Source organism: Campylobacter sp. FOBRC14, from assembly GCF_000287855.1.
Lineage (GTDB): Bacteria > Campylobacterota > Campylobacteria > Campylobacterales > Campylobacteraceae > Campylobacter_A > Campylobacter_A curvus.
In genome coordinates, this window is record NZ_ALJJ01000009.1 from 290,526 (window position 1) to 300,193 (window position 9,668).

At 39.3% G+C, this 9,668-nt stretch carries 19 protein-coding genes; 1 reads left to right on the forward strand and 18 read right to left on the reverse strand.

Features of this window, described 5'->3' with window-relative positions; genetic code table 11:
- Positions 1-23 precede the first annotated feature (23 nt).
- The gene (locus HMPREF1139_RS04750) at positions 24-500 is read left to right on the forward strand and encodes a hypothetical protein (RefSeq protein ID WP_009650340.1); all 477 of its coding nucleotides are present in this window, start codon (positions 24-26) and stop codon (positions 498-500) included.
- 6 nt (positions 501-506) lie between these two features.
- Here the strand turns inward: HMPREF1139_RS04750 and HMPREF1139_RS04755 are convergent, their stop codons facing one another.
- From HMPREF1139_RS04755 to HMPREF1139_RS04835, 18 genes are all read right to left on the reverse strand, one after another.
- Positions 507-953, reverse strand: coding sequence for a thermonuclease family protein (locus tag HMPREF1139_RS04755; protein WP_009650246.1), 447 nt, complete (start codon positions 951-953; stop codon positions 507-509).
- On the reverse strand, positions 946-1,497 hold the full coding sequence (locus tag HMPREF1139_RS04760) for a PH domain-containing protein (RefSeq protein ID WP_009650286.1): 552 nt from the start codon (positions 1,495-1,497) through the stop codon (positions 946-948). The genes HMPREF1139_RS04755 and HMPREF1139_RS04760 overlap by 8 nt, the downstream gene beginning before the upstream one ends.
- Before the next feature lie 54 nt (positions 1,498-1,551).
- Entirely contained in the window at positions 1,552-1,854 is a 303-nt protein-coding gene (locus tag HMPREF1139_RS04765) for a Mor transcription activator family protein (protein ID WP_009650161.1), read from the reverse strand.
- Positions 1,832-2,338: a phage protein GemA/Gp16 family protein gene (locus HMPREF1139_RS11100; protein ID WP_009650037.1), complete on the reverse strand. Its 507-nt coding sequence runs from the start codon at positions 2,336-2,338 to the stop codon at positions 1,832-1,834. Before HMPREF1139_RS11100 ends, HMPREF1139_RS04765 begins: the two co-directional genes overlap by 23 nt.
- A gap of 37 nt (positions 2,339-2,375) precedes the next feature.
- Complete coding sequence (locus HMPREF1139_RS04775; protein ID WP_009650141.1) at positions 2,376-2,729, reverse strand: hypothetical protein; 354 nt, start codon at positions 2,727-2,729, stop codon at positions 2,376-2,378.
- Positions 2,730-2,773: 44 nt separating this feature from the next.
- Positions 2,774-3,256 (reverse strand): ATP-binding protein, encoded by a 483-nt coding sequence (locus HMPREF1139_RS04780; RefSeq protein WP_009650296.1) that lies wholly within the window; start codon positions 3,254-3,256, stop codon positions 2,774-2,776.
- A complete protein-coding gene (locus tag HMPREF1139_RS04785; protein WP_009649953.1) occupies positions 3,256-3,459 on the reverse strand; it encodes a hypothetical protein in 204 nt (67 codons plus the stop codon). The genes HMPREF1139_RS04780 and HMPREF1139_RS04785 overlap by 1 nt, the downstream gene beginning before the upstream one ends.
- Positions 3,460-3,468: 9 nt before the next feature.
- On the reverse strand, positions 3,469-3,711 hold the full coding sequence (locus HMPREF1139_RS04790; RefSeq protein ID WP_009650123.1) for a hypothetical protein: 243 nt from the start codon (positions 3,709-3,711) through the stop codon (positions 3,469-3,471).
- 76 nt (positions 3,712-3,787) lie between these two features.
- Positions 3,788-4,036, reverse strand: coding sequence for a hypothetical protein (locus HMPREF1139_RS04795; protein ID WP_034966106.1), 249 nt, complete (start codon positions 4,034-4,036; stop codon positions 3,788-3,790).
- Entirely contained in the window at positions 4,033-4,167 is a 135-nt protein-coding gene (locus tag HMPREF1139_RS11980) for a hypothetical protein (RefSeq protein WP_009650022.1), read from the reverse strand. Before HMPREF1139_RS11980 ends, HMPREF1139_RS04795 begins: the two co-directional genes overlap by 4 nt.
- 10 nt (positions 4,168-4,177) lie before the next feature.
- Positions 4,178-4,666 carry a host-nuclease inhibitor Gam family protein gene (locus tag HMPREF1139_RS04800; protein ID WP_009650088.1) on the reverse strand — a complete coding sequence of 163 codons (489 nt, stop codon included), beginning with the start codon at positions 4,664-4,666 and terminating at the stop codon, positions 4,178-4,180.
- Positions 4,667-4,669: 3 nt separating this feature from the next.
- Positions 4,670-5,209 (reverse strand): hypothetical protein, encoded by a 540-nt coding sequence (locus tag HMPREF1139_RS04805; protein WP_009650234.1) that lies wholly within the window; start codon positions 5,207-5,209, stop codon positions 4,670-4,672.
- Between the two features lie 12 nt (positions 5,210-5,221).
- Positions 5,222-5,446, reverse strand: coding sequence for a hypothetical protein (locus HMPREF1139_RS04810; RefSeq protein WP_009650128.1), 225 nt, complete (start codon positions 5,444-5,446; stop codon positions 5,222-5,224).
- Between the two features lie 115 nt (positions 5,447-5,561).
- Positions 5,562-5,903 (reverse strand): DUF7768 domain-containing protein, encoded by a 342-nt coding sequence (locus tag HMPREF1139_RS04815; protein ID WP_009650122.1) that lies wholly within the window; start codon positions 5,901-5,903, stop codon positions 5,562-5,564.
- A gap of 64 nt (positions 5,904-5,967) precedes the next feature.
- Positions 5,968-6,204 carry a hypothetical protein gene (locus tag HMPREF1139_RS04820; protein WP_009650176.1) on the reverse strand — a complete coding sequence of 79 codons (237 nt, stop codon included), beginning with the start codon at positions 6,202-6,204 and terminating at the stop codon, positions 5,968-5,970.
- Positions 6,205-6,214: 10 nt separating this feature from the next.
- Positions 6,215-7,144 (reverse strand): AAA family ATPase, encoded by a 930-nt coding sequence (locus tag HMPREF1139_RS04825; RefSeq protein ID WP_009650302.1) that lies wholly within the window; start codon positions 7,142-7,144, stop codon positions 6,215-6,217.
- A 74-nt stretch (positions 7,145-7,218) separates the two neighbouring features.
- Positions 7,219-9,255, reverse strand: coding sequence for a DDE-type integrase/transposase/recombinase (locus HMPREF1139_RS04830; protein ID WP_009650000.1), 2,037 nt, complete (start codon positions 9,253-9,255; stop codon positions 7,219-7,221).
- The gene (locus tag HMPREF1139_RS04835; protein ID WP_009650339.1) at positions 9,255-9,485 is read right to left on the reverse strand and encodes a hypothetical protein; all 231 of its coding nucleotides are present in this window, start codon (positions 9,483-9,485) and stop codon (positions 9,255-9,257) included. The genes HMPREF1139_RS04830 and HMPREF1139_RS04835 overlap by 1 nt, the downstream gene beginning before the upstream one ends.
- Between the last annotated feature and the right edge of the window lie 183 nt (positions 9,486-9,668).

Sequence of the window (9,668 nt, forward strand, 5' to 3'; positions counted from 1 at the left end):
AAAAATCACAGCAAGGATACAAAATGATAAAAAAGCTATGGCTTATAATTGCACTTTTGTTTTTAGGATGTGGAGGTGATAGTAATGTTAAGGCTGAAGCCGGTCATTATAAAGATCTGATGACCTATATATATGTAACATACTATAAAAATTATACCCCTGTCACTTGCAATACATCGGAATATAAGGGCTATTTATTCGTCAAATGCTTTCAAACCGGCAATAGCAATGATGGTGGGATATATGTTGTAGACGATACCGCAAAAAATAAAGATGGCGGTTTTGATTACTATGCCGTAAATGGTAAGGCAAGGAGCCACAGGGAAGTCGTTTTTAAGAATGCAGGTGGCGAATATTATGATTTTAAAGAGCTTCCTTTTCCTATGCCAAAATGGCTAGATATTTCAGAGGTGAATCAGCTTTTATCAGACGGGGGTGGGAAAAACTATAAAGGAGAGTATATAAAGAAGAGCTTATTTTCTGATGACCCGATCAGATAGTAAAAATTATCTTTTTCTAAATATCCACGGTGGAGTCGGATTGTTGCTCCGCCACAAGCCCAACTTATTATTTCTTGCATAAATTTCATCACTAGCGTATTCTTTCGAGTATTTTACGAAAGCCCAAGCAAAGCCATTCCTTACCATATATCGATTTATATCCTCATTGTCAAGATAAATTTTAGCAAGCTCTCTTTCGTATCTATCTTTTCCGTTTGGAGATACTTTAACTATCTTGCCTGCTATCTTATCGGCAAGAGCATTCCTTGATACTTTACCGTAAGCCTGTTTCTTTTCAGGAGCATCTATGCCGTATAGTCTTATTTTGATTTTTTCCTTGTTTGCGGATAGAACCTGCATAGTGTCACCGTCTATTATTTTTATGACCTTGGCTTCATAGTCGGCAAGACAAAAATTTAAGAGAGCCAGAAGCACAATTAAAATTTTATACATTTTTTAAAAGCTTTTGTTTCTGCTCTATAAATTCTTCTTCTGTTAAGGCGCCCTTTTCTTTCAAGGATGCTAACTTTTCAAGCTTTTGCATCCAATCTTCCTGGTTCTCGTTGTTTATCGTATTGCTAGGAGCCGTTTGTTGCTTTTCGCTATTTTTTGAGTGATCCATATATGCCCGTATAAATTCGGCCATATATTTTGCGTTCTCTTTTGGTACAACGGACTCTATTTTTGCTTTATTACCTGATGTATATATGATTATTTCGCCACTCAATATGCCTATTTTATATTCTATCGAACTTATTTTGTCATATAGAAAATTCTCAACCTTTAGGCTGAAAATGCCCTTATCGATAAAGATAAGCCTTTTATTTGTTGCCACCAATATTCCAAAGCCGTGATTATACGTGCCTGAAGTTGCGCTTTGTATATTTTCACCTTCCCAAATAATATCAGGAAGACACTTTATTTCTTTTCTCGTCCAAACGTCTTTTACGTTTGAAAAATCCGAAATTTGACTTTTGATTTCTTCTAAACTTGCCATATTTCCCCCTTTTTAAAAATTTTAATGAAATTATATTTTTTTAAAAGCCTAATGTCAATTTTCCGAATCGAATAAACTTGGCTCTCTAACTTCTTTTGTGATGCTGCTTATGGTGTTGTAGCTTAGATTATGAGCTTGGGCTAGTTCTCTGATGACTACGGAGCTATTCTTGCCTGCTCTTATGCCTTCATCGTATTGTCTTAGTATGTCTTGATTTCTGAATGTTGCCTTGTAGCTTGGTATGTAGATATTGGCTCCGCCATATTCTTTGATAATCTCGCTTATATCGGAGCTTTCCTTGACCTTATTATAAAATTCAACGAACAGATCGAAGTTATTTATTGTCGCTGTTTGCATGCTTCTCTTTCATCTGTATCAAGGCTTGCACTACATCTCTTGCGTCATCTCTCGAGAGAGATTTTAGGTGTAGCGGGCGAATTTTCACGATCCTAAAAATAAACTCTCTTAGCGCCATAGGCGATTTATTTCTTGCTATCTGCTCCCAGATCCCGGTGATCGTCTCGAGCTGTCTTTTTGTGGCGTGTAGTCCGTCTTTTATCGGTACGGTTTCGTTGATACCTGATGCGATACTAGCCACTTGCCCTTGGTTGTCGGTCTTTGATCTAGCTTTTTTATAGCTTGGAGTGTATTTTTTGTATGGCTTGTAACCACATACCGTAAGCACTTCTCGTAGCTCATTAATGGTTAGATCGCTCAGGCTTTCTTTGTTATACACAGATTTTAGATAGATTTTTCTGCACTCATCATCGATGAAATAGTTATGTTTTAGAGTGTGGATCATTTTGATGTAGTAGTTTTTTAGTTCAGTTGTTTTATTCATTTTTGCTCCCTACAACCTTTACAACTATTACAACCATTTAAACCGCCAAAAATAGACTATCTTCTACGATAGTTGTATCAGTTGTAATAGTTGTAGCTTCTTTCTTTGAGCTATAAACTATTGCCTTGCCTGTTTTTGTGCTAGTCCATAGATTGCCCTCAAATTTATCAAGACAATCTCTTGCCGTCTTGTCGTCTTTTTCATAGCCCATAGCATTTAGAAGCTCTGTTTTATTCATATCGCCTTGAGCTAAAATCTTAAGTGCGCTAGAGGTGAAATTTATTTCGTATTCATTCATCCTAGCTACATCTACATCTAGGCTACTTAGCTCTAAATTTAACGTATCTATACTAAATCCGATGTCTTTTATCCCGGCTCTTTCTTTTTGCACTTCAAGTAAGAAATTTAGCTCGTTTTCCTTGCCTGGACGTTTTATCAGATGATAGTAGCTCCCGCCTCGCGTAAATTTTTAAGCGCTTCAAATAGCCTATTTATCTTGTTATCGTTATACACATCCGTGAAGTCTCTCAGGCTATCGAGCACGAATACGCAGTTTTTATATGCCTTGCCGACCGCACTTTCTTCTAGACGTAGCACCAGCTCGTATCCATTTAGTGCGATTTGCGATCTTTGGATATAGCTTAGACTGCTAAATTTCTCTATCAAAAGCTTATCGATGCCGCGTTGTTTTAGCACGCTTACAGGATTATCGTAGTCGATGAAAAAGACCTTTTGACCTATCTCGCAGAGCTTTTTAGTTAGTGCAAAGGCTATATAGCTTTTGCCCGTACCACCGTCTGCGTATATGAGTGTAATGAGCTCTTTTACAAGAAAATCATCTATTAAAAATTCGACTTTTTCGTTGAAGCTATCTTTGCTTAGGCTTGAAGTTTTTAAAAACTCGAATATATTATCCATCATAATCCCTTTTTCCACAATTCACGCTCCACGAACCCGCGACTTAGTCCCGCACAACGTGCAAGTTTTGAAACATTGAGCTTGCCGTTTTTAAATTTATAAAAGCTCATGTCATAGCTAAGAGCATTTTGTAGCCTTACTATCGCTTCGGCTTTTCTTTTGGCTACCATGTTGTCAAGATGGATGCGTTGTTTAGTCGTCATACGGCTGCCTTAGCCTATAAACTCGGCATTCATAGTGATTTCTAGTCCACAGATGAGTCCTGGTCTATCCAAATTCTCATAGCCGTATGTTTTACTATTTATGCGATACCAGCAGCCTCTTTTAAGTTTATGTTTCTTAGAAATATGATTAAGCAGAATTTTTACATTATTGCTCGCATAATACTTTTCTTTAAATTTATATGTAGTACCACCCGCTTTAAAGTAGTCCATATAAAAATTCCAAATTTTCATTTCTCGTCCTTAAAATTTAAACTCTTTAACAAGCTTTTAAATTTGCTTTAAAGGCTTGTTAAAGGGCTTTTGCCCTTTAATTTCGCTGCTCTTTTCTTTTTTCGATCCATTCAAGCATTTCGTCTCTATCAAATCCAAAGCCAAGTAAAATCAACATATAGATGATGAAAAATACAAATACCAGATAAGGCACGAATAGCATCACGATGTCAAAAACCAGCTTTCTTGACTCTCTTTTTTTGGCACCTAGTGCATTATTTACCACCAATATGAGCACAAAACCATATACGTTTAGCATGATGCCCCATATCAAAAAGTGCATCATCTTGTACCCTTTGCGGCTTTCTTCATCATGACTCTACGTACGAATCTTGGCAAGAGCCTACCGTTTTTGTCTCTTAAATTTTTGTATGGCTCGAAGCTATATTTACTCACTTTCTTATCCAATAAACTCATCTTTGACTCCTTAATTTTGCACCTGCAAGCTCTCAAGTTTTGGCTGAATTCTAAAATTATCTTTCACTACGCGTTTTAGCCCAAGCCTTGCCAAATCAGCATCATCAAGCTCGGCAAGAGCTTCTTTGTTTGGCTTTTCTTCGTAGCTTATGCACTCTTTGCCTAGCCCAAAGGCTTTGATAGCGTTTAGCAGGCTTTCAAGCTTTGCAGCTACGCGCGGGATAGATACGCTTTTGCTTATTCGGTAGCCTATTGTTCCAAATGTGAATTCTTTACTGCGTTTCTCAGCAAATTCAGCCTTATTGTCCTCGCAAAAGATGGTAATCTGCTGCTCGATGAAATTCTTTTCGTTTTCAAGTCTCTCTACTTCGCTCTTACGTGATTCTTTTATGCGGTTACATTCAAGCGTCACTTCGCCGTTGATTTTCTCTATGCCTACGCTTAGCTCGCAGACTCTTTTTAAGGCGTTATCAATATCGCCAAAGCTATTTATTTGCATGTTTTACTCCTCGTTTAAATTTTTATTGTTTGGAATCCTAAAACCCAGCATATAAAGCGGGACTATCCTTTTTATCATGGACTCCGGATGAGCCCTGCCTCTTAAAAAGTCTATGAAGTCTTGTTTGGTCTCTCTCATGGTCGTGTGGCACCAAACACCGCTTATATCGATATACTCCCAGTACCAAAGCAACTCGTCCTCTAGAAAATAATCCTCGTTGAGATCATTGCCCGGCTGATAAAAGCTCTTGCCTTTTTCGTAGTTATATATCATCTCTTCAGTTATCAATGTGCCGCCTTTTTTGGCTATGCTTTTGCCCTCGAAACTTCGTTTGAATACCATATCGCCTGTTTTGAATCTGCAAGTTTTTGGCTTAAAATCAGGCTTTATTCGGTATTCGAAAAAATCAAAATTCCATCCGTCATCAGTATGATCACTCCAATCATCGCGAGTGTCGCCTTTTTCTCTAAACTGCACATCCTTACCGTCGATAAAAGCTTGCATGATCTTGATTTGTTGCTTTACGCTTTCTTGCAGTGTCATCCTTTCTCCTTTTTAGTTTTCATCATCTGCCGTTTGGCTAATCGCTTCGTGCAGCTCATCTATTTTTTTGACAAGCACAGAAATTACATACCTTAACGCTAGCTCTCTACCCGTAGCTTCTATATCACGCTCATCCACACCGATACTTTCTGCTAGTTTTGCTCTTCTTTCTTTTAGGCTTTTTATCTCGCAAAAGCTATGGTCGGCTACAAATGCTATCCTTGTCCCTATCGACATCTATCCTCCTCTCTAAAATTTTAAATTTCTTTGCGAATCTCGCTTTACAAACGTATCCGTAAAGAGTGGCTACGGCTAAATTTTGCTTTGCTCTCTTTACGATCCGCACCATTTTTCACTCAAACAGGCTAAATTTAAGCTCCGTGATACCAAGCTCGCGGGCGTAGTCTCTTTCCTCTTGCATACCACGGCTTTTGTCGCTGAATTTGCAGTTATGAAAATAGTAATAGCTGCAAACGCTTAGTAGCTCGAGGCAAGCTTTCATAACATCTTCGCGCTCAAGCTCGCTATACACGTCCATGAAAGCAAGCACCGGGCTAATTGGCTCATAGCCGTTTTGTCTGACGACGCTGCAAGCCTCAAGCGCAAACTGACGCGCATAGTAGTTTCTATCTCTGTCCTTGCACTCAATGCTCGCATAAGGCGTTGAGACGAATACAAGTCTCGCACTTCTCATATCTTTCCTTTCCTAAAATTTGACTTTATAGGAAGCTTCGTAAAGCTCCCGAAAAATCAAATATCTATCTGGCCACCATATCGACTACAAGACCGTTATCGAGACGGATTATGAACTCGCCTACCGCCTTGAAATAGGCACTCGAATAGTTGGCTCTGACGCCTCTTATCAGGCTAGATCTTTTCACACCAAACGGCGCACCGCTTTGAGAAAAGGCTATCTCAAATCCTTTTCTCGTCATACTGCTTACGAAATTTACGATCTCGTTTAGTTTTCTTGCTTGTGTTTGTTCTATCCTCATGTCCTCTCCTTTAGATCAAAAGCATCTTCGTTGCTTCTTTGATGATGTTTCCATCAATAGGCGAGTTTGCATATTCGCTTAGCATTTTTGAGCGACGTAGTAGCTTTTCTGTTTTTCTGAAATTTCCTCTTGCTATCCTTTCTATCAGGTTGATGTCGCTTTTATCGCTTACTCCAAACACCTTGCAAACCGATTCTAGATCCTCTATCACCTTTTTGTCCTCATCCGAGGTATAGCAAAGCCCTGAAAGTATCCATTTGTTGCCGACACGCGAGCTTAGCTGTTCTAGCTCGTTGCCACTTTTGGAGCTTGTTAAATTTAAAAGCAGTTTATTCGTTCCTACGAGCACAAGAGTGGCACGAGAGAAGTCATGTACTCTGCGCAAGCTTTCAAGTGCGCGGTATGGTAGATGTTCGGCTTCATCGATGATTATGGTCTTGCTGACTTTCTTTAGGACTTCGCCGCTTTGACGCACTAGATCATCGATACTTCCTTTCTCGTCTATTCCAAGCTCATGAGCCAAAATTTTAAATAGGCTCTTTGCCGAAGTATTGATCGTGGCCTCTATCAAGATGCTATCAGGATGAGTTTTTACGTATTCTTTGATAGCTCTTGTTTTACCGCTTCCGGCTACTCCTGAGATCATCGCCATATCTCTATCTCTGACAGCCCAGTTGATTACTGCGTGTATGCTTTTGGCATCTTTTGTCCTTATAAAAGGCAGCTCGTCTTGAATTACATCCACTTTTTTGATAAAATTGTCAATGTAATTTTTTGCTGGCTCTTCTACCTTGTCTGCATACTTGTAGTTAGAGCCTTCCTTTAAATATCCTGAAATATACGCGGGGTTGATCCCCAAAGCCGCAGCAAATCTATTCTGACTCATGCCGTCTTTTTCGTTGGCTTTTATAAATTCGCTTATTTTGCTTGCTAATTCCATAATTAGCTCCTTTCTTTGAAATTGAAAATCTTTTAAATACGTTTAAAGTGCTGTTAGAACGTATTTAAAAGGCTTTATTCTCCGCTAGCCTTATCTATCGCCATGTCAAGCACGCTCTTTTTGCTGTTTTTCTTGACTTCACCAGTCATCTCAAATTTAGAGTAGTCAAATTTAGCGCTTGTTATCTCGCTAACTGTCTCCTGCTGTGCTATGGCTTCTTTGATACTATCGATATTTGAGCTTTCAATAATCCTGTTTTCTTTTTTGAGCGCTTCTTGATGAGCCGCTTGCATTTGAGCCAGATCATAATCCACATTTAGTTTTGTGAATTCGCTCAGTTTTGCTTGATTTACTCCCTTTCTTACCGCTTTTAGCCTATCATTAAATAGCCTATTAGCGGTCTTGAACTCATCCGCTCTAAGCTGCATCAAGCTACTGTCTGTGGCTTTACAGATGAACTCTCCATCAAGCGTATATATGAATGCCTCGCTCACGTTGTCTATATTCACGCTCACTCTTACCTCTGTCCTGACATCAGGCAGCATGCGCGATACATAGGTTATCTTATCGATCGTTATGCCTTTTTTGCCGATTTTGTGGATGCCTTTACTACCGGCAAAGAGTAAAAATCTCTCATATTCAATAGTTTTTAGCGGTGTATCGTCGCTATTCCACCTTTGTATAGGAGAATTCTTTTTGCGTTTTACGGCAGTTATATCCCACTCAAGCACAGCCGTTTCAAATCGCTTCCTCATATCATCATACGTTAGTAGATGTTTTTGATTGGTCTTTTTTATCCAGCCATATTCATCTTTTGCGTGCCTTTCTTTTTTAGGGGTTTGCTGCTCTATGTTTTCGCGCTTTGCAACACTTCCGCCTATATAGCCCGGAGTATGAGCCATCTTGCTTCGCTGGATCGTGCCAAAGTGCCTTTCGACAAAAGCTTTGTCTTTGCCGTGATATGCCCTTGCAGCGTCATAGTCTATGCCAAGCCCTTCGAGCAGGTCTTGAAATTCTTTGCTTATGTAGTCTTTGCCGTTATCACCTTTTATACACTCAGGCTTGCCTAAAAGCTCAATAGCTCTCCAAAGCAAGCGAGTTATGCCTAATGCATTTGACGTCTCAGCCAAAGTCGCCACACATCTACCGCTGAATACGTCTATGATGGAAAGGATATTTGGTCTTACCTGCACTCCGCCTTTGCCATCTCGCACGATTACATCAAGCTTTGAGCTATCTATCTGCCAGCACTGATTTCGTCTGGTCACGAATATGCCTTGTGTGCCGTGAGCCGGGTCAAGGTAGCTTATGGTTTTATCTATACCTTTGGTTGAAACGATGGTGTCTAGTATGTTCTTGGCTTTATATTCTTTTAAAAACCTACTGATCACGCCAGTATCGAATAGTGGCGTTACCTTGCCTTGAAGAAAGTCAGGCGCGCTAAATTTACCCGTTCGCTTGCCATATTCAAAGTGAAGCTCTTTCCAAAGCTGAGTGATATTTAGATCGCCAGCCCCGTAAGCTCTAAATTTAGTGAGTATAAAATCCTTCATCCACTCTTCAAGCTTATGCGAGCCCTTCTTTTTACCGCGCCTATCAAGCAGACCGCGTAAATTTTGCTCCTTATAGGCTCTTTGCCATCTAAAAAGGTTTGCTTCATTTATGCCTTCGCTTTCACAAAACTTTTTAGAGGACAGATCACTCATTTCATATCTCTTTACGATGTCTCGTTTTCTTCTTGCTTCGACAATCTCTTCCTCGCTAGCTTCAAGATATATGTCGCCCTCGTCTTGGTTATTGCCGTCATTGTTATCTACCTTGACCTTCTTTATCTCGCTAAATTTCATCATTTTTAGTCCGTTTTTACTTTCTGCACCACTATCAGGCACATAAATTTCAACATCGCTACTTAGCTTTTTGGCTCTTACAAGAGAGCTAATATCAGCGATCTCTACTTCAAACAACAGCTTCACACCGCCACGACTTCTAGCGCCTGCGTCTTGCAAGCGGAGGAAGGGGTATTTATCCGAACCTCTATTAATAGAATTTGCCAAAGCTCTCGGATTTATATTGTAGATTTCAGCCGCAACATTCGTTTCAACGTATATCATCAGCTAGCCTTTTCCTCATTATTGTCCTGTCTTAGCCCCTCAGGTAGCTCTTTTATGATACCCTCTGCCAAAAGTGCTTCAAATACTCTCTTTGCACTGCCATTTGCGGTATTGTATTTACCAAATACATCGCCATTTATGACTGCATAGGTCATTCTTTGAGGCAAGTTGTGCTTCTTAGCCCACTGACGGATACTGATACAGTTTTCAACGAAATATCGCTTTATCATTTCTACTCCTTCCTTTTTTTAAATCTCTGGGTTTTTTACCAACTTAACAATGAAATTTAAAAAACTATTTTTTGCAAACATTTGCAAGATTTAAGGCTATTTAAATATAATACCTTGCAAACATTTGCAGGAATTATATTCGTTTTTTACGAATAAGTCAATAAAAATATTCTTAAAATACGA